This is a genomic window from Rubellimicrobium roseum (assembly GCF_006152145.1).
GTDB classification, from domain to species: Bacteria; Pseudomonadota; Alphaproteobacteria; order Rhodobacterales; family Rhodobacteraceae; genus Rubellimicrobium; species Rubellimicrobium roseum.
The window spans coordinates 1-17,869 of the sequence record NZ_VDFV01000032.1; the positions used below are offsets into that span (position 1 = coordinate 1).

Here is a 17,869-nt window from a genome sequence, read left to right on the forward strand (position 1 = left end):
CCGAAAACCATAATCAGAGGTGGCTCACTTCTCGATGGAAAACCCGGCTCAGATCCGGGTGGAAATCAACAATTCGTCCATGTGCTGCAGAATCGATAGCATTTAGAGGCCGCTCTCGTCGCCCAGCAAAGCGATCTCGTCTGAGTCAGTCTCATCACCACCATCATACACGTCGCCAAGCTCCACAACGAGTTCCGACCAGCGACTTATTAACTGCGGGGAATGGGTCGCGAGAACGACATCGAATCTGTTAAGGCTGATTATACTCAACAGATCAGAGATGAATTTCTTCTGCCAAGCTACGTGGAGCGAGAGCTCCGGTTCATCGATCAGAATGAGAGAATTCTCCCGAATTTCGAATAGTAGCTCGAAGAACAGAACAAGTTGGTGCTGCTCTCCTGATGAGAGCTTATCTAAGGGCAGGGAAGAACCCCGGGCTGTAACATACATACCCCTCTCGCGATTGATCTGGACGTCTTTTGTGACTAGCCGGCTATCGATCAGCTGCTTGAATAGCTTAAGGCGAGCTAAGAGTGGCGAAAGGGAATGGAGCTTTCTGGCCGTATCCTCAGTATACACCTGGAGCACTCTTGCAAGCGACTCATCGATTGTTTCCTCACGAAGCGAAACCGGGTTTGCAGCAGCTGAGTCAAGAATGCCTGCCTCCATCAACTCCGCACGCTCGGCATCAAGTTCTTTAAGTCGTTCCAGCAAGAGTGTTGGGCTGGACTCAAACGTCGATGGCTGGCGGCTATACTGGAACGATTGATCAATGACGCGCTGCGGAAAGGATCGGTCTAAAGATTGGGAAAGGGCCGCATAGGATGTTATCTGTTGCGCAATGATTTCTGTAATTTTTCGCGACTTCTGAGTGATCGCGAGTTGAGCGTGCTGTCTCCTTCGCGAAGCAGGATACGGTTCAACTGCTTCGTCTTTGAGGACTAGTAGCCGCTGTGTTTCTATGAGCCTGCAATGAATTGAGTCTATCAGGCTGGCTATTTCGGTCGGAATCTTGCCATATATTCCGCTTTTAATGTTGTCAGGGATAAGATTCCCATAATCGTTTATTATGTCTTCGAGAGTTAGGACATCTCCGCTGTAGTCGTGGCGCCATCTCTTTGAGTTTATCCTTGTCAGAAACGGGAGATAGCGATCTATATGTTCGAGGCGTCTTTCTGGATGGAGACGAGGCGACCATTCAATGGAATCTCGGTCTGCCCTACGAAGCGATAGTGTAATCTTAGTCGGACGTTCATCGTCATCAAAGCCTTCGACCGGAGTCAGAGCCGTGTCTTCCTGCGGTTCCTTTACCTGTCCATTTTTGTGAATTACCAGAGTTGCGCCCTGGCTGAACCGATACAGTATCGAATCGAAGTCGACGGTCATAAAAATCGACCAACTCTTACTGAACAACGATGCGATGAGTCTAAGGCAGAGAGTCTTGCCAGTCCCGTTTGGAGATATTATGGCGGTAACCCGCTCTGGCCGCTTAAGTGGAATGGTGTAGTCGAACTGTCCGAAGAGACCTTTGACTTCAAATAGGTCTAAATGAAGTGCATCGTCTCTTTTGTTTTCGTTGCTTCGATTGGCCATGGTATTCTCCTGACGGACCGCTGTCGTCGGCGGTGGATTTCTCTTGTGGGTTCAGTGCAGGCTGTCGGGCTCTCTGGCCTTCGGAACGCACCTTGTCTCCATCGGCGCTTGATTGGGAAGGCCAGTTGAGTGCTTCATTCTGGATCTTGGTGCGTTGTGTCATCGTGGTCGGCCAAGTGCACCTATGGAGCATTCAAGACTTCGGCCATGCTGGATGATGAACGGTTCCATGCTTTGCGGGTGGTAGGCTCGAGTCTGGAGGTCATACATCTTAAAGCTAAGCAGTGTCGCCGGTGTGGTCGTGGGTGGCGAGGTCTGCTTATAGGTAAGGTCGTTCGATGTGGTGTAGGAGGCCACGCGCGGAGCCTCCATCGTAGCGCGAGCCGCGTAGTCAGTGGTGACGGCGTAACGCCCAGCCTCTCAGCGGCCCGCAGGAAGCGTGCATCGCTACGCTCCGACAGGAACTCTCGCACGAGGCCATAGGCCGCAACCTTAACAACGCTGTCCGGGTGGGTGTGAGCCTTGCTGTCCCTCATCCTCCTGCACTTCCTGAGACGTTGGTGCAGGTCCTCACGTCGGCTAGTGATCAGATCGACGCTTCGAATCCTATCCAGCTGGGCTTCCATCAAACCTCCATGATGAAGCTGCAGCGCTATAGGGCCGCTGCAGGCAAAGGCCGTGTTCCCGAGATCAGGCAGAGGCACCTATCTTGGCTAGGAAAGGCAGGGCTCTTGCTCCGTGCTGTCGGCACTGCTGGTGGACTTATCGAGAGCAGGAGAGGTCACCTTTCCCGCTCTCGATAAGTGTTGATTGGCACCTCGCCCGGCCTCGAAAGGATGAGGACCTTTCCTCAGCAGGAAAGGCGAAGGTCCATCAATCAGGGTCAGACGATCAGGATCGAGGCTGGGCAGTGCAGTTACCAGCAATCATATGCCACATAGCTGTATTTATTAGCTTATTATGTGCATATAGTGTTATATAACCTCTATATGGGCTATTACCCAGCATGGGGTATATACCTCCCATTATAGGGTGATGGATGTTGAGGTAGGGAGATCGTGGCCCAGCCCGATGGTGAAGAAACGTGCGCCAACTTTGTAGCGGGAGAGCCAACGCGCAATGGAAACCTCTTGCTCAGGCGGGAGGGGGCGGCCAGTGATGTTCCGACCGCCATCCTCTTCGACCGTGTTGATGCGCCGGAAAAAGTTGGGCTTGGCCATGTAAGCCAACCATCCAACCGGGTCGTCCATGTGCTTGGTGAGCAGCGGTTTATGAACTGACTTGCCTAGGCTCTTAAGGGCAGCCTTCAGGCGAGATTTGGCCTTCTCGCTGAGTTTCCAGATCACGCCATGCACATGGACCTGCCAGTAGCCCTTTTTGCCTCTCTTCGGCTCGTTCTGACTTACGTCCACGAAGAAGAAGCCTTTCGCCTTCGGTGCTAGCCGCCGGAGCAGTTTGCGTATCGTGTTGATGAACTTCTTGAGGTCCATGCCGTAGCCGCCGACCGGGACCTTGCCGAAGAGCGGCACAATCGTGATGGCAACTGGGCGCTTTGCCTTCTTGAGTTTGGCTATCAACTCACGCCACGCGTCCCTGTATAGGAACGGCGCGTAGGTCCTGATGAAGGCCTCTTGGAACATCCGACGGCAGCGATGGCAGCCACAGTTGCCACAGAGGCGGATGGGCAGGCAGAGCCGAGGACTGCCGACTCGAAGGCCGGCTTGATCGGCTGCTTTCTGTATCTTGGCTTCGCGCTTGGCTGCCGCGTGAAGCGGCGGCATCTTAAGCTGGGCGCAGAGCGCGTCGTTTGTCAGGTCGAATTGCGGCACGCAAAACGTGGCGCTCCGCCTTAGTGGGCGCACAATGCTCATAGTATCTCCGTTGAATAGCTGCGTGAGGACGCGCCACCAAGCGTTCAAGTTGTCAGGGATGAGCTGGTGGCGCTGCTAATGCCTTTACAGTTCGCCACTCAGCAGTTGGCGCGAGCCCCCGCAGCCCAGATCAGGTCGCGGGAGCCAGCAAAGTCACTCGATGCGGTCGCTGTCCTGGTCGTCGTCGCTATCGTCAGCCTTCTCGCCCGGGCTGTCGTCAACCAACTGGGCCTTCCAGTCTCTCGCTAGTATTTTGTCGAAGGCCGATTGCGGCTTCGTTGAACTCGCCTTCGCCTTTGTTGTCGTGCCGCTGACGCTTTCCGGCCTCTTGTGGAGAGGGTGCCAGGGTTCATATTCCCCGTTCGCCACCTTCTCGTTAATGCGCTTTGCATCTTTGATGCCCTTGATGAACTCGACCACCAAGTAGGGCGGGATGCTGTGCCGATGCGCGTAGAGGAGAAGGTTGGCGTTGCGGAGCAGGATCCCCTCGCTGGTCTTGTTGTCGCCCAGCGAGAGTGTGTGCAGCAGCAGCCAGTAGAAGGGGTTCTCCACGAGGGAAGGAATGCCCCGACGGCGGCGAGGCTCCTCCGGGAAGAGGCGACGAAGAGCGGCGACTTGGTCAAGCTGCAGCAGCACCCATCCAAGCAGGGAGACGTGCCTCAACACGAACCACGAGGCTTGCTTCTTGTCGGCAGCTTTGCCTGAGGCTGCCAGCTTCTGAGACTTCTTGTAAGTCGTCTTGGTCGCCTCTCTGGTAGCCCGCCGCACTTCCTTCGGCAAAGTGTCTTTGCGGACCTCCTTGAGTGCCGGCCAGGCCTTAGGGATCTTAGGGTCAGGAACTTGCATAATTCTGAGCTCCGTTTGTTCAGAAAGGTAAGCAGGTCGGATTAGGAGCAGCGGCCGAGCCAGCCGCTGCATCGCTTGCGCTAAGGCAAGCTGTTTACTCAGGTCGGCGACGGCTCAGCGGGCGCGGGCGTCCTTGGCGGCCTCGATGACGGCCAGGATTTCGGACTGCGGCCAGCGTGACGCACCGCCCAGCTTTATCGGCGGCGGCACAAGGCCCTTGGTCACGTAGCGGCGGAATGTGGAGACAGCGACGTGCAGAAGCGCAGCCGACTCGCGGTCGGTCAGCAACAAGTCGACTGCCCGACTTGTCCCGGTGTCAGGAGGTCGGGGATGGGCGGGGGGATTGGAGATGGGAAACATCGGTCAGCCTTTCTCGCAAATGCGACGGGCTGATTATCTGCCGGAGGAGCAGTTTGGGAAGCGGGTGAAATGACGAGAAACAGGCATTCTTGACGAGGTTAGTTCTCGTCAACTTGCTACAGTTTTCGTCACTTCTTCGTCCCTGCCTTGCGACCGAGACCAAGATACTTGCGTATGGTGGACCGCTTTACAGTTTTTTGGAACTCTTCCTCAACCCAATCTATGAAGTCCGCCTCAACGTTTTGCGATTGACGATAAGGAACTCCGAAAGGGAACTCCGCGTGGAACTTCTCTAGAAGCCTTTTCTGTTCAGTCTCATCTAGTTTCGGCAGCATTCCGGGACGGCGCTTAAGAAGTTGATTGGGTTGCTCGCAGGAATTGCGGGTATCTGCCTCGCTTAACTTCACTGCTAAGCCTTCAGACTCGCCGCTAGACTGAGGCTCAGTTTGGTCGATTGTCTCTACTTCCTCATATTCGTCGCCAAAACTGACAGGAGTTATCCAAGTCGTGAGTTCCACAAGATAACCCCAGCTATAGCCAAAGCGACGCTCGATCTCGGGGACGATCTCTACCTCGTCCAGAACGATGTGGCCGCCCAGTTTTTGGCCGTAACGTTGGCGAAGCGCAGCCTCTATCTCCTCCGGCCGACGATTGCCCAGTTTACTTGCGCTGCCCGAACCCACGGTGCCAACGGCTAAATCAACATGGAAGTTCTGTGGGGCAGATTTCTCTACAACAGGAACGCCGATGCCGAGGTCTATCTCCTTGGCCGTCCAGCCGAGGCCAATATTGCGAAGAAGATCAGGATCTGCGCTGACAACTTCGCCGTTCCCTAGGAGAACTCCCACCCTCCTGGCGTGATTAATGATATCGAGGGCTTCCTTGGTGGCTGGACCAAGGCGGTCGGGAGTGAAAAACAAGGGGCGGTTTTCGGTTTTGGCCAGCCTTCTCTCAGCCGCATATGAAGCGACGATGTAGACCTGCGTGATGGGTAGCCAGCCTTGTTTGTAGAACACCACTGATCCCCCGCCGAAGTCTTCACCTGTCCTGCCCAGGCGCTTCTTCAAGTTATCTACTCTGCGCCACGAACCCCGCCCACGCTTCCATTACCGCCCGCCGTTGCTCCAGGAAGTCCGTCCGGCGGTAAGCGCGCACGACTTTGCTGTCGGTGACATGCCCGAGGCAGGCTTCCGCCACCTCATGAGGCGTGCTGGGCAGGGTCTCAGCAATCCAGTTGCGCAGCGAACTACGAAACCCGTGCGGGCGCTCCTTCAGGCCGCGCCGTTCCATCAGCTTGGACATAGTCATGTCGGAGATGACGCCCCGCTGGGTGCTTGGGAACAGGTCGCCTCCTCGGGCGTGCCGGCGGGCTTGATCGATGATCTCCAGCGCCTCTGGCGCGAGGGGCACTCGGAAGTCGCTGGTGGCTCCCTTTCGTCCCTTCATTGCCTCGCCAGGGATGGTCCAAACGTCTCCCTGGATCTGGGTCTGGTGCAGATGGCGTAGGGGCCCGGAGCGCACGCCCGTGAGGATGAGGAGCCGTAGGGCCAAGTGGGTGACGGTGCCGTCCGAGAGGGACGCGTAAAAGGCCGGCACCTCCACCCACGGCATGGCTGGGATGTTCTCGGCTTTGTGCCGGCTCTTGCCCAGGAGCGCCTTGGCTTTGTCACAGGCCTGAAGGTCGACATCCAAGCCCAGCGCAGCCGCATGCTGCATGCATATGGACAGGCGGTTCAGCGCCTTTCGCGCGGTCTCGGCCTTCGCGTGCCAGATTGGAGCCAGGGCGTCTCGAATGTCGGTCTGGCTGATCTCGCTTACTGGCATGCGACCGAGCTTGGGGAGGACATGCAGCTCCAAAGGGCTAAACCAGCGGCCCGCAAGCCCGTCGCCTTTCAGCTCCGCCTTGCGGCTCTCGAAGGCGTCGCCGGCCACGTCGGAAAGGAGGTGCAGGTTCTTGGCCGCCTCACGCCGCTGCTTCTGCCGCTCCTTGATCGGGTCTTTGTTCTCCCGCACAAGCGCGCGCTGCTGGGCCGCAGCCTCACGGGCCTGCTTGAGACTGACCTCGGACAAGGAGCCCAGGCCCATCTCCCGCCGCCGTCCATGAATGGACACCCGCAGCACCCACTGGCCACCGCCGTCTTCCCGCTTCCAGAGCCAGAGGCCACCGCCATCGGCATGCTTGCCGGGAGGTAGGGAGCGAACCTGAACGGCAGTCAAACGGTGCAGAGATTGAGTCCCCATCATCCACCCTTCTGTCCACCCCTAGATGCTGAGATGCACTGAGGTGGCGTGGTCTCGGATGGTCCTAAATGAGCAGCGGAGTTTAAGCCATGTCAATGCTTTGCAAGCACGATGGGATCGATCGAGAGCAAAATATACCATGATATGAGTCCTCTCCTGGGCACCACTACTCCATCCGCCACTGTTCGGCGTTGATCGACAAAGCTCCTGATTTCTTGTAGTTTTTGAGCCACTTCGTTCGTGGCTGTGCGGCTGTGTCCGCCCAAAGCCACCGCGAATTGGGGGTCTTTTGGGGGCCTACTCTCAGGTGGGCTGGCAGGGGGATCGGCCTGGCGCTGACGGACGTGACGGTGCGACTACAAGCTCGCCGATAGCGCGGGCCCTACCTCCTGGTCACGCCCGCAGGGGGCAAGCTGTGGCGGCTCAAGTATCGCATCCACGGCGTCGAGAAGAAGCTGGCTCTGGGCCGCTACCCCGAGATGACGGTGAGCGAGGCCCGCAAAGCCCGAGACGCCGCCCGCGAGGCGGCCAGCACCGGCGAGGACCCCTCGGCCACCAAGCGGCGCGAGCGCATCGCCGCTCGGATCGCCATCGGCACCACCTTTGGCGATGTCGCGCAGGAGTACATCGACAAGGCTGCACGTGAGAGCCGCGCTCCTGCCACGCTCCTCAAGCTTGAAGGGGAGGACCAAGCCCTCCCTGAACTGTCACTTCGAGCAGATGAATCCGAGAGGACCAAGAGCAACAACCTGATCGCCCCAAAGCGGACCCCGGCAGCCGCGCCGAAGCCCACCCTGACGACCGTCCCCAGAGCCAAGCCGATGCCCGTCCCGGCGTCGGTGCGGGCGGCCACAGCGATTGCAAGCTCCCCAAGGCCAATCCGGCCAACGAGCGGATCAAGCGCGACTACTTCCGCTACCTCGGGGAGGCGAAGGGCCGGGACGAGGCCACCATCGGCGGGGTCGCGAAAGCGCTCGCGCGCTTTGAGGCGTCCACCCGCGGGCGCGAGTTCAAGCGCTTCCACCGCGAGCAGGTCGTGGCGTTCAAGCGCGAGCTGGCCGAGGCGCAAAGCCTGCGCACGGGGGAGCGGCTGAGCAAGTCCACCGTGCTCGCCACGCTCCGGCACCTGCGCGAGTTCTTCTTCTGGCTGGCGCACCTGCCCGGCTTCAAGGCCCACATCGCTTATGCGAACGCCGACTATTTCAACCTCTCGGACAAGGAGATCGCGGTGGCCCGCACCCGGCGCGAGAAGCGGGTGCCCAGCCTCGATCAGGTCTGGCACGTGCTCGCGGCCATGCCGGTCGGCACACCGATGGAGCGCCACGACCGGGCGCTCATCGCCTTCGCCATGCGACCCGCTCTTCCCCGCGACAGAGATCGGCCTGAGCCCGGACGGGGGCTTCGTGCCCGTGGGTCTCGCCCGGCGCGGCTGGGCCACCAGCGACCCCGCCCGCGAAATCTTCCGCAAGGCATGCACCTCGGCGAGGCTGCCCTACTACAACCCGCACTCCTTCCGCGACATGCTGCTGCGACACGCCATGGCCCTCGAGCTCTCCCCCGAGGAGATGAAGGCCTGGTCGCAGAACCTGGGCCACTCGGACGTGCTCACCACCTTCACCAGCTACGGCTAGGTGCCCACGCACCGGCAGGGCGAACTCATTCGGGGGATAAGGAAGAAAAGGACGCCGCCGGGGGGCGTGGCCAGCCATGAGGAGATGGAGGTTATCCAAAGGGTGTTGGGCAGAATGACCAGCAGATGAGTCATATGCTGGCGAGAGGCAAAATGGAACTGGCTGGTCAGGAACCCAGTCAGCCCAAAGTGATCAAGGAGGAAAGCACCAGTTCGAGCTCTGACCTCCGCAGGGGCTTCACGAAGTAGGCGACAGCACCCGCGGCCATGCAGTCGGCGCGCAAGGCGGGATCGTCGCCAGCCGTGACCATGATCACGGGCAGACCTAGCAGGGCGGGGAGTTGCTGTAGCAGTTCCAGCCCTGAGCCGTCCGGAAGATGGACATCGAGGATGACGCAGTCGAGCGGCGTCGCGGCTAGGTGGCGCCGAAACTCCGCGAGCGACGAGCAAGGCACGGCCATGTAACCCAGTGACTGCACGAGCCTCGCCAGGGCTTTCAACACGCTTGCGTCGTCGTCGAAGATGGCCACTCGGGCGGAGCTTTCTTCCATCTCGCAAGCTTAACGCGCTGCTGCACGCAACCGCCATCGGACTTGGGGCCTATGTCGTCGTCCCCGGATCGACTCCGGCATCCCGCAGGGTCCTCAGCAGGTCCGGCACGCTGCGGGCTTCCAGCTTGTCCATCACTCGCCCCCGGTGGACCTTCACCGTCTTCTCGCTCATTCCCAAGAGCCAGGCGATCTGCTTGTTCAGCTTGCCCGCGACCACGCCGGCTAAGACCTCCCGCTCCCTCGGGGTGAGGAGGGACAGCCGCTTGAGGGCCACCTCTCGACGGTCCCGGTCGAGGCGCATCACTGCGTCCCGCTCCAACGCGACCCGGACCGCCTCGAGGAGATCCTCGGCCAAGAACGGCTTGGTGAGGAACTCGACCGGTCCTTTCTTCATCGCCTGGACGGTTCCTGCGACGTCCGCCGTTCCGGTCAGGATGATCACCGGATAGACCGGCCCCACGATGTCTTGGACAATCAGGCCATGCATGTCGGGCAGGCCGAGGTCGAGGACCACGCAGCCGGGGCGCGACGGATCGTGGCCCTTCAGGAACAGCTCGGCGGTGGCATAGCCGGCACATTCATAGCCGGCCGATCGGAGCAGCCTGACGGTCGCGCGAAGCACGGCCTCGTCGTCGTCGATCAGGTGGACCAGGGGCGTCATGGCCGTGGGCCGCCCGACGGTCCGGGCAGGGTGAGGACGATGCGCGCGCCGTCGCGGACCCCCGGATCGAACGCCAGGCGACCGCCGTGCGCCTCGGCGATCATCCGGCAGATGGACAGCCCCAGACCGAGACCGCCGGGCTTGGTGCTGTGGAAGGGGTGGAACACCTTTGCGAGCTCCTCGTCCTTCAGCCCATGGCCGAAGTCCCTGATGCCAAGACGGGCGGAGCCGTCGTCACCCAACTCGGTCTCAATCAAGATCCGCCGCCGGTCCGGAGGCAGGTCTCCCATCGCCTCGACTGCGTTGAGCAGGAGGTTGAGGACGATCTGCTGGAGCTGGGGCTCGTTCCCGCGAACCATGAGCTTTTGCGGACCGAGGCGCAGATCCAGCGCGGTGTGGCGGGCGACGAGCTCGCTGTGGATCAGCCGTGTGGTGTACCGCACCGCCTCGTTCAGATCCAAGTCCTCGAACTCGGTCGGACCCCGGACCATCATGCGTCGGAGCTGCGCGATGATGCCTGACGCCCGCAGGTCGTCGTCGACGATGTCCATCATGATCGTCCGGATCTCGTCCAGGTCGGCCGGGTCCTTCTCATTAGCCGCAGCCCGGTTTCCGCATTGGCGAGGATCGCGGTCAGGGGCTGGTTCAACTCGTGCGCGATCGCTCCGGTGAGTTGGCCCAGTTGCTGTCGGCGCGATAGGCGGACCAGCTCGACCCGGCCCTCGGCCAGTTCTGCCGACACGAGACGCCGCCGTCGTTCGCTCAGGATCAGGCCCACGATGGTGCTGCTCTGCAGGACAATGACCGAGGAGACCGCCAGGATCTCCAGCCAGTAGCGCTCCCACAGGCCAGGCTCGTAGAAGAGGATCCGGGTCTGCTCCGGCAAGAGACCCTCGTCGATTCCCCACCGCCGGAGCGCTCGCCAGTCCACGACCGGTTCCGAGGTGTTCTCGACCCGCAAGGGCGCGGCGTCTGGATCCTCGATCACCCGCAAAGCCAGTTCTACGGTCCGCTCGCCGATGGCTCCGAAGGTCTCCACATAGCCGCCCACCGCCCCGACGCCGATCGGCGTGCTGTAGACGCTGTACATCGGCGCGCCCGCGACCTCCGCAATTTGAGCAGCGACGTCGAGGGGGACGAGCTTGGCGCCTCCGGCGTCAGCGAAGACGGTCAGGAACACGAGGACGGTGTCGCGGTCGAGGGCCGCCGCCGCATCACGGAACCCTGCGATGGTTAGGTCGGTCATGTGGCTGACGGGGCGGCCCTCGTAGACCTCGCCGAGGACTTCGCGAGCCGTTGCCTCCCAACGCTCGTCGAAGGGCGCGCTGCCGGTCAGCACGACGATCCGGCTCGCGTCCGGCTGCATTTCAATCGCGAAATCCACCGTCCGCTGGAGATCGAACTGGCTCACGAGAAGCGAGACGTCCTCGGGAAGGTCCAGGCCGGCCAGTCCGCTCTCGGTCACCGCTCCGGCCACCATGGGCGTGCCGGGCGCGAAGAGATTTCGCGCCCCCAGCACAAAGCTCAAGGAGCCCGGGCCTTGCGCGATGATGACGTCGAGCGGCACGCCAAAATACTTCTCGGCGAAGAACTGGCTCAGGAGCGCTCCATACTCCTCGGAGGAGAACCGGCCCCGGTCGAGGTATTCTGTATACACTTCCAGCGGAACCTTCGAACCGGACAGGGCCCGCTGCATCCCTTCCGCGGTTTCCCGGGTGGCAGGAAGGGTGCTGTCGTTGCTGTGAACGATCAGCACTCTCTTGAGTGTGTCGGCGCCCTGCGCGCTCACCTCCAGGGCAACTGTCCCGTGCAAAGCCAAGACCACAGCCAAGGCGGCTGACACGGTTGCTGGCCGGCCCAGGCGGGTCGGGCGGGTCCTCGGGGGCGGCCTCCCGCGGTCACGTGCAGAGGTAACGCAGGCCGAGAAGCAGACTGCGGCACGCGGGTAGGTACTTCGTCCAACTCCCAGCGGCCTGCCTCCTGGCGCTACTAGGAACGAGGGCGGCCTGATCCCCTGTCGGGCGTGACCCCGAAAAAGAGAAAGGAAGACGTTGAGAAGGCCCCTCGTCTCAGTCGCCATGGCTAATTCCCCTAGGTCAAGCCTGACGGTGGAAGCGATACCGGTCAATCCGGAGAATTCGGCGGGGCCAAGTCGAACCTCCATGTGCTCCGGCCTCCTGAGCGGGGAGCGGTCGCCATGCGGCTCCTCCATCCGCATCCCTCAACGACAGGCGGCCTGTCGTGCCGGGTCGGGCGAGCCGAGTGCCGAGCATCGCCCCGGGAACATCGGGACAGTCGAAGTCAACCCTCCAACCAGAAGGATCAGACCATGTCACGCTATCTGCTCATGATCCTGACGGCCGTGGTCATGATCGGCGCAGCCGAACTTGCGCACGCTCAGGCGACCACGGACGCCATCGCGATGGTTCCTCCGCAGGACAACAACGGACTCGTCGTGTTCCCGTCCGTGACCCTCAAGGCGGATGGAGAGCTTCAGGTCCGCAGCATCATGGACCGTGGCGAAGGCTTCGTTTTGGGTTCAATGCCCCTGGCGGCGGGCACGCACGAGAACGTGCGGCTCTCGCTCCGGTTCAAGCCGATGGTGAACTCCGTCCTCGCGGTCGTCGTGGAAGACGGGGAGGTCGTCTACGAGCGGGAGATCGAGGTCCGCGGAAACTGAGCAGGCCAGGCGATCTGGCCGATCGCGAGATCACCCGGCTCGTCGACAGTCCGAGATCGGCAAGTTCGAACAAACTCCATGAGAGGAAAGGCGAGATCATGTCACGCTTCCTGCTTCTGACGATTGGGCTGGCGATGGCCGGGCCTCTATGGGCGGACCCGGTCCCCGTGAACCCCGACAACTTCGCGCGGGCCGAGTCGGACCTCTACTTCTCCCGCACCGTTGAACGGGGCGGGTTCGGAGCCTGGGACCATACGCGGGAGCCGACGCCGCTCGATCAGCAGACGGTCATCCGGCTGAACCGCGACACGCTCTACTCGGCGGCGGTGTTCGACCTCGACGCCGCCCCGGTCACGATCACCCTGCCCGATGCCGGCGACCGCTTCATGTCCCTCCAGGTCATCGATCAGGACCAGTACACCTACGGCGTCTTCTACGACCCCGGCCCGGTAACGCTGACCCGCGAGGAGGTCGGGACCCGCTACGTCATCGCCGCCGTCCGCACGCTTGTCGACCCGAGCGATCCCGAGGATCTGGCACAGGCCCATGCGCTTCAGGACGCGACCCTCATCGATCAGGCCGACAAGGGCACCTTCGAGATCCCGGAGTGGGATCGGGTCAGCCAGGACAAGGTCAGGACCGCCCTTCTGGAACTCGCGACGACGCTTCCCGAAACCGAACGGATGTATGGCAGCCGGGAGGAGGTGGACGCCGAGTCCATCCGTTTCCAGATCGGCGCGCCGATGGGGTGGGGCGCCAACCCGCCTAAGGAAGCGGTCTATCTGAACGTCACGCCCGAGGCGAACGACGGCGCCACGGTGCATCGCCTGACGGTCGGGGACGTGCCGGTCGACGGCTTCTGGTCGATCAGCGTCTACAACGCCGAGGGCTACTTCGAGCCCAACCCGCTCGACGCCTATTCCCTGAACAACATCACGGCCGAAAAGGCCGAGGACGGCTCCATCACCGTCCAGTTCGGCGGCTGCGAGGGCGAGGTGCCGAACTGCCTGCCGACGCCGCCCGACTGGAACTACATGGTCCGGCTCTACCGCCCGTCCCAAGAGATCCTTGATGGGACCTGGACCTTCCCCGAGGCGGAGATCGCGTCATGAACCGCAGGACCTTCCTTCTGGCCAGCGTGGCCATGACCGCTCTCGCGTCGTCCGTCCGCGCCCAAAGCATGACTGCAGAGGAAGCGGGGGAGATCGCCCATGAGGCCTATATCTACACCTTCCCCATGGTCGAGAACTACCTGAGCATCCATCAGTACGCCCTCGACCCCGCGGGAAGCCAGTACAAGGCGCCGATCAACGCCATCGGCAACGTGGACCGCGTGTTCACCCCCGAGGACACCGGCGTCGTCACGCCGAACTCGGACACGCCCTACTCCTTCCTCATCATGGACCTGCGCGCCGAGCCGATGGTCGTCACGCTGCCCCCGATCGAGGACGGGCGCTACTACTCGCTGCATCTGGTCGACCTCTACAGCCATAACGTCGACTTCCTCGGCACCCGCAAGGACGGCAATGACGGCGGCGACTTCCTGATCGCCGGACCCGACTGGGAGGGCGAAGCGCCAGAGGGCATCCGGCGCGTTGTCCGCATCCCCACCAGGATCATGTACTCCATGTTCCGCACCCAACTCTTCAACCCTGCCGACATCGAGAGAGTGCGGGCGATCCAAGCCGGCTACGCCGTGCGACCGCTATCGGAGTACGCCGGCACCGAGGCGCCGGCTCCGGCCCCGTCCGTCGACTGGCCACCGATCAACCGGGAGACGGCGCAGACCGAGTTCTGGTCCTTCGCCAACTTCCTCCTTCAGTTCGCGCCACCTCTGGAATGGGAAAAGGAGATGCAGGCCCGCTTCGCCCAAGTGGGCGTGGCGCCCGCCGCAACCTGGCCAGCGGCTCCCTTGGCCCCCGAGATCGAGGCTGCCGTCATCGAGGCCGGCGATGCGGCCTTCGCGGAACTCAACGAAGAGCTTCTGTCGATCACGTCCTCCAAGGGCCTCTTCGGCACGCCCGAGGAGATGCGCGGCAACTATGTCGGGCGCGCCCTGGGGGCCTTGGGCGGCCTCTACGGGCTCTCGCCGGAGGAAGCCCTCTACTTCAGCTTCCTCGTGGACGGTGAAGGGCAGCGGCTCGACACCGGGCGGAATAACTACGCGCTCCGCTTCGGGCCTGGGGGCCTGCCTCCGGTGGGGGCGTTCTGGTCGGTCACCATGTACGATGGCAACCGCTTCCTCGTCGACAATGCCCTCGATCGCTACCTGATCAACTCGCCGATGCTGCCCAACCTGCAAGCGAACGACACCGGCGAGATCGTCATCTACCTGCAGCACGAGAGCCCGGGTCCGGATCTGGAAAGCAATTGGCTTCCCGCGCCGGACGGCCCCATGGCCGCGGTGATGCGGCTGTATCTTCCGAAACCCGAGGCGCTGGACGGCTCGTGGCAGCCGCCTGCCATCGAGACGATGGAGAAACCCAGATGAACTCGTCCAACAAGAACCCGCTCTCGCCGCGGCACAGACGTGGGCGGATCAGGCCTTCGATGTTGGGGGTACGGTATGGGCGTGAAGCGGTCCTGGCCGTCGCCCTTGCCTATACCGCGCTCCCTGCTGCCGCGCAGGAGGGCTGGACCATTGAGGCCACCACCTATCTGTGGTTTCCCACCACCGCCTCGACCGTCCAGACCCCCTTCGGCCCGGCCGAGACCGAACTCAGCGCCAAGGACGCCCTTGAGGACCTCGAGTTCGGGATCATGGGCACGGTCATTTCGCGCCGTGGCCCCTGGGCACTGACAGGCGACCTCATCTACCTCGACCTCCAGTCGACGGACGAGGTGTCGGCCGGCCTCGCCTTCACCGACATCGAGACCGATACGACCCTGACCGCCATCAGCATCTACGGCAGTTACGCCGTCGTCTCGGGGCCAACCTATGCAATAGAGGTCGGGGCGGGCCTGCGCGGAATCTCCTCGACCCTCGACGTGGTCTTCCGGTTGCAGGACACGACGCTGGGCACGTTCGAGGTCGAGGACGCCTGGGTCGACCCGGTCTTGGCCGCACGGGCCACGGGAACCTTCGGCGAGCGCTGGACCGGCGCCTTGACAGTGGACTACGGCGGCTTCGGATGGGGTAACGCGTCCGACGAGACGTGGCAGGTGATCGCCACGATGGGCTACCGCGTCAACGACCGCTGGTCGATTCAGGGCGGCTACCGCCAGCTTCGCTTCGAGCGCGAGAACGACGGCGTGGACTACGAGGTGGACCTGTCCGGCCCGATCCTGGGCGCAACCTATCGGTTCTGAGGAGGTTGCACCGATGAGACCCGCCTATAAGCGGTCCCTGGTTCCAGCCCTGCTCGACCTGGCGCTGCTCTCCGGGCCCGTCTGGGCCCAGGAAGCGATGACCGCCGATCTCGCCACCGACGGGACGACCGAGAACAACGGCACGTACCCCACGGGGCCCGTGCGCTCCGTCACCTTGGCCTTCGAGAACTCGGAGGCTGGCACATGACATTGGTACTGGGACGGCGGCAGGTGCTCCTTGGAGGGCTGGCGCTGGGAGGATGCGCCGCGGTTCCCGACGACATCATCGGGGTGGCAGGCGCGCCGACAAGCGCAGAAGCCGGTCCTCGCTCGACCCACGACATCTTTGTCGTGACCACCCGGGCCTTGGACCCGAACCCGGCCGTGCTCTTCTCCAGCCGGCGCTCGGACGGCCTGAGCTTCGCCTCCGCCACGGTCACGATCCCCCTGACTCATCAGGCGGGCCGTGTCGAGCGGCCTGACCGTCTCCCTCCAGATCCCAGCCAACAGATGACCGTGGTCGAGCCTTTCCTCTACAACGAGGACGGCTTTGTCGCGGCGATCGATGCGGCCCTAGCGGCACGCCCGAGGTCCGATCGGCATGCGCTTGTCTTCGTGCATGGCTACAACACGACCTTGGCCGAGGCTCTTCTACGGCTGGGCCAGTTCGTCGAGGACTCGGGCTACACCGGCGTCCCCATCCTGTTCAGTTGGGCCTCGGGCGGACGCCTGCTCAATTACGTCTATGACCTCAACAGCGTCCTGGCCGCGCGTGACGACCTGATCCGCGCGGCCGAGGTGCTGGCCCGTACGCAAACAACGGCCGTGGACGTGGTCGCACACTCCATGGGCAATCTCTTGACCGTGGAAGCGATGCGCCAGGCCCAGCTTCTCGGGCGTTTCAACGAGACCGGCCGGCTTCGCTACATCATCCTGGCCTCACCGGATGTGGACGTGGACCTCTTTCGCCGACAGCTCGAGCCATTTCCTCGCGACGAGCGACGATTCTTCGTGCTGATCTCGCGCGATGACGGCGCCCTGCGGGTGTCCCGCCTTCTGGCCGGAGGGGTGCCACGCGTGGGCGCGGGCGACGTGGAACCGCTCGCTGCCATTGGTGTGACGGTGATCGACCTGTCTGAGATCGAGGTGGGCGGATTGAGTCATACGAAGTTTGCCGAGTCGCCTGAGATCGTTCAGCTCATCGGCGCCCGGCTTAGCCGGGACGGTCCGCTCGAAACGGCAGCCGGGCCGAGCCTGGCCGAGTCGCTGGCGGCCTCGGTCGCCGCCGTGGGCGCGACCGCCTCTTCGGAGTGATGCCGCCCTTAAGGCCGGTTCAGTGGTAAGCCACGGACAACAAGTTGAGGCAACAGCGTGAGACCAGAGCACGAGGTTACTATTTCCTCACGAGTGCTGGAGTCGACCGATGCGCGGCCTCGGAACGCTCAAGCTCGCGCCGGCTCCTCTGGCATCAGCCTCCTCTGGCATCAGCAGGTCGCGGCCCCGGAGCTTGGTTATCTCCAACACCTCAGGTGCAGTCGCTCACATGGAAGGGTCGCGCCATTGACGCCATTAGGAGTTCACACATCCGCCGACGCTGCCTGTGATCATTCTGGGGCCTTTATGGGGGCATTTCTGAATGCTTCTAGGAAATGGTTCATAAATAGCAGGAATTTGCATGTCTGCTTTGGGTCCTCTCCTGGCACCACTTTTCATTGACGTGATGACCGATGGACGAGCTGCCTGATGGCAGCTTCTCGGCTGGTCCGGTGCTGGCTGCAGGCCGTGCCGAGGTGTCGAAGGCGGCAGGTCTGGTGACGCCCGCGCCTGCTGTTGATGATGACCGGGAAGAGGCCCGCGCGCGTGGGCCGGCCCGGTGAGGACCGGCCGGAGGAACGCCGGGTGGTTCAGAACGTGTTGACCGAGACGCCCACGAAGAGGTCCTCGGCGATGAAGCGGTATCCGGCGCGCAGGCTCACCGGGCTATCGCCCGGAGACCTGCCGACGACGGCACTGGTCTTGTGGTCGTCGAGGCTCCTGCCGGCCCGGCTCCCGGCGTACCCAAGCCTGGACCGTCCATGAGCTCGGCTGCGGTCCGGTCGTGCCCGGCCTCGACCTGCCGGATCAGCT

At 62.4% G+C, this 17,869-nt stretch carries 19 protein-coding genes; 9 read left to right on the plus strand and 10 right to left on the minus strand.

Annotation, left to right across the window (positions count from 1 at the left end):
• Nucleotides 1-102: 102 nt before the first annotated feature.
• From FHG71_RS16330 to FHG71_RS16355, 6 genes are all read right to left on the minus strand, one after another.
• Complete coding sequence (locus FHG71_RS16330) at nt 103-1,593, minus strand: AAA family ATPase (RefSeq protein ID WP_139082771.1); 1,491 nt, start codon at nt 1,591-1,593, stop codon at nt 103-105.
• A gap of 1,025 nt (nt 1,594-2,618) precedes the next feature.
• Nucleotides 2,619-3,464 carry a hypothetical protein gene (locus FHG71_RS16335; protein WP_139082772.1) on the minus strand — a complete coding sequence of 282 codons (846 nt, stop codon included), beginning with the start codon at nt 3,462-3,464 and terminating at the stop codon, nt 2,619-2,621.
• Between the two features lie 153 nt (nt 3,465-3,617).
• A complete protein-coding gene (locus FHG71_RS16340) occupies nt 3,618-4,310 on the minus strand; it encodes a hypothetical protein (RefSeq protein ID WP_139082773.1) in 693 nt (230 codons plus the stop codon).
• Between the two features lie 114 nt (nt 4,311-4,424).
• The gene (locus tag FHG71_RS16345; RefSeq protein ID WP_246045486.1) at nt 4,425-4,601 is read right to left on the minus strand and encodes a helix-turn-helix transcriptional regulator; all 177 of its coding nucleotides are present in this window, start codon (nt 4,599-4,601) and stop codon (nt 4,425-4,427) included.
• Nucleotides 4,602-4,798: 197 nt separating this feature from the next.
• Nucleotides 4,799-5,737 (minus strand): hypothetical protein, encoded by a 939-nt coding sequence (locus tag FHG71_RS16350; RefSeq protein ID WP_139082775.1) that lies wholly within the window; start codon nt 5,735-5,737, stop codon nt 4,799-4,801.
• A 1-nt stretch (nt 5,738) separates the two neighbouring features.
• Nucleotides 5,739-6,911 (minus strand): tyrosine-type recombinase/integrase, encoded by a 1,173-nt coding sequence (locus FHG71_RS16355; RefSeq protein ID WP_139082805.1) that lies wholly within the window; start codon nt 6,909-6,911, stop codon nt 5,739-5,741.
• Between the two features lie 434 nt (nt 6,912-7,345).
• On the opposite strand from FHG71_RS16355, the gene FHG71_RS24780 reads away from it, so the two are divergent.
• Entirely contained in the window at nt 7,346-8,005 is a 660-nt protein-coding gene (locus FHG71_RS24780) for an Arm DNA-binding domain-containing protein (RefSeq protein WP_425467368.1), read from the plus strand.
• Nucleotides 8,006-8,314: 309 nt separating this feature from the next.
• The gene (locus FHG71_RS16365; RefSeq protein ID WP_139082776.1) at nt 8,315-8,542 is read left to right on the plus strand and encodes a site-specific integrase; all 228 of its coding nucleotides are present in this window, start codon (nt 8,315-8,317) and stop codon (nt 8,540-8,542) included.
• A 178-nt stretch (nt 8,543-8,720) separates the two neighbouring features.
• Here the strand turns inward: FHG71_RS16365 and FHG71_RS16370 are convergent, their stop codons facing one another.
• The 4 genes from FHG71_RS16370 to FHG71_RS16385 form a co-directional block, all read right to left on the minus strand.
• Nucleotides 8,721-9,071, minus strand: coding sequence for a response regulator (locus FHG71_RS16370; protein WP_176559457.1), 351 nt, complete (start codon nt 9,069-9,071; stop codon nt 8,721-8,723).
• A 70-nt stretch (nt 9,072-9,141) separates the two neighbouring features.
• A complete protein-coding gene (locus FHG71_RS16375) occupies nt 9,142-9,753 on the minus strand; it encodes a response regulator transcription factor (RefSeq protein ID WP_139082778.1) in 612 nt (203 codons plus the stop codon).
• Nucleotides 9,750-10,304 carry a sensor histidine kinase gene (locus FHG71_RS16380; RefSeq protein ID WP_176559458.1) on the minus strand — a complete coding sequence of 185 codons (555 nt, stop codon included), beginning with the start codon at nt 10,302-10,304 and terminating at the stop codon, nt 9,750-9,752. Before FHG71_RS16380 ends, FHG71_RS16375 begins: the two co-directional genes overlap by 4 nt.
• Nucleotides 10,304-11,410: a histidine kinase dimerization/phospho-acceptor domain-containing protein gene (locus tag FHG71_RS16385; RefSeq protein WP_218014124.1), complete on the minus strand. Its 1,107-nt coding sequence runs from the start codon at nt 11,408-11,410 to the stop codon at nt 10,304-10,306. The genes FHG71_RS16380 and FHG71_RS16385 overlap by 1 nt, the downstream gene beginning before the upstream one ends.
• A 672-nt stretch (nt 11,411-12,082) precedes the next feature.
• Between FHG71_RS16385 and FHG71_RS16390 the strand changes: the two genes are divergently transcribed.
• From FHG71_RS16390 to FHG71_RS23645, 7 genes are all read left to right on the plus strand, one after another.
• Nucleotides 12,083-12,433 (plus strand): hypothetical protein, encoded by a 351-nt coding sequence (locus FHG71_RS16390; RefSeq protein WP_139082781.1) that lies wholly within the window; start codon nt 12,083-12,085, stop codon nt 12,431-12,433.
• 98 nt (nt 12,434-12,531) lie between these two features.
• Nucleotides 12,532-13,545 (plus strand): DUF1254 domain-containing protein, encoded by a 1,014-nt coding sequence (locus FHG71_RS16395; protein WP_139082782.1) that lies wholly within the window; start codon nt 12,532-12,534, stop codon nt 13,543-13,545.
• Nucleotides 13,542-14,924 (plus strand): DUF1254 domain-containing protein, encoded by a 1,383-nt coding sequence (locus FHG71_RS16400; protein WP_139082783.1) that lies wholly within the window; start codon nt 13,542-13,544, stop codon nt 14,922-14,924. The genes FHG71_RS16395 and FHG71_RS16400 overlap by 4 nt, the downstream gene beginning before the upstream one ends.
• Nucleotides 14,925-14,983: 59 nt before the next feature.
• Nucleotides 14,984-15,742 carry an outer membrane beta-barrel protein gene (locus tag FHG71_RS16405; RefSeq protein ID WP_176559460.1) on the plus strand — a complete coding sequence of 253 codons (759 nt, stop codon included), beginning with the start codon at nt 14,984-14,986 and terminating at the stop codon, nt 15,740-15,742.
• Nucleotides 15,743-15,755: 13 nt separating this feature from the next.
• Nucleotides 15,756-15,950 carry a hypothetical protein gene (locus tag FHG71_RS16410; RefSeq protein ID WP_139082785.1) on the plus strand — a complete coding sequence of 65 codons (195 nt, stop codon included), beginning with the start codon at nt 15,756-15,758 and terminating at the stop codon, nt 15,948-15,950.
• Nucleotides 15,947-17,056 carry an alpha/beta hydrolase gene (locus FHG71_RS16415; RefSeq protein WP_139082786.1) on the plus strand — a complete coding sequence of 370 codons (1,110 nt, stop codon included), beginning with the start codon at nt 15,947-15,949 and terminating at the stop codon, nt 17,054-17,056. Before FHG71_RS16410 ends, FHG71_RS16415 begins: the two co-directional genes overlap by 4 nt.
• 413 nt (nt 17,057-17,469) lie before the next feature.
• A complete protein-coding gene (locus FHG71_RS23645) occupies nt 17,470-17,619 on the plus strand; it encodes a hypothetical protein (RefSeq protein WP_176559461.1) in 150 nt (49 codons plus the stop codon).
• Nucleotides 17,620-17,869 lie beyond the last annotated feature (250 nt).

Bases quoted from the DNA above. Each gene is read 5' to 3' on its own strand.
- FHG71_RS16415 (WP_139082786.1), top strand. From the start codon at position 15,947: ATGACATTGGTACTGGGACGGCGGCAGGTGCTCCTTGGAGGGCTGGCG.
- FHG71_RS16375 (WP_139082778.1), bottom strand. From the start codon at position 9,753: ATGACGCCCCTGGTCCACCTGATCGACGACGACGAGGCCGTGCTTCGC.
- FHG71_RS16340 (WP_139082773.1), bottom strand. From the start codon at position 4,310: ATGCAAGTTCCTGACCCTAAGATCCCTAAGGCCTGGCCGGCACTCAAG.
- FHG71_RS16405 (WP_176559460.1), top strand. From the start codon at position 14,984: ATGTTGGGGGTACGGTATGGGCGTGAAGCGGTCCTGGCCGTCGCCCTT.
- FHG71_RS16400 (WP_139082783.1), top strand. From the start codon at position 13,542: ATGAACCGCAGGACCTTCCTTCTGGCCAGCGTGGCCATGACCGCTCTC.
- FHG71_RS16380 (WP_176559458.1), bottom strand. From the start codon at position 10,304: ATGGACATCGTCGACGACGACCTGCGGGCGTCAGGCATCATCGCGCAG.
- FHG71_RS16335 (WP_139082772.1), bottom strand. From the start codon at position 3,464: ATGAGCATTGTGCGCCCACTAAGGCGGAGCGCCACGTTTTGCGTGCCG.
- FHG71_RS16390 (WP_139082781.1), top strand. From the start codon at position 12,083: ATGTCACGCTATCTGCTCATGATCCTGACGGCCGTGGTCATGATCGGC.
- FHG71_RS16395 (WP_139082782.1), top strand. From the start codon at position 12,532: ATGTCACGCTTCCTGCTTCTGACGATTGGGCTGGCGATGGCCGGGCCT.
- FHG71_RS16410 (WP_139082785.1), top strand. From the start codon at position 15,756: ATGAGACCCGCCTATAAGCGGTCCCTGGTTCCAGCCCTGCTCGACCTG.
- FHG71_RS16355 (WP_139082805.1), bottom strand. From the start codon at position 6,911: ATGGGGACTCAATCTCTGCACCGTTTGACTGCCGTTCAGGTTCGCTCC.
- FHG71_RS23645 (WP_176559461.1), top strand. From the start codon at position 17,470: ATGGACGAGCTGCCTGATGGCAGCTTCTCGGCTGGTCCGGTGCTGGCT.
- FHG71_RS16330 (WP_139082771.1), bottom strand. From the start codon at position 1,593: ATGGCCAATCGAAGCAACGAAAACAAAAGAGACGATGCACTTCATTTA.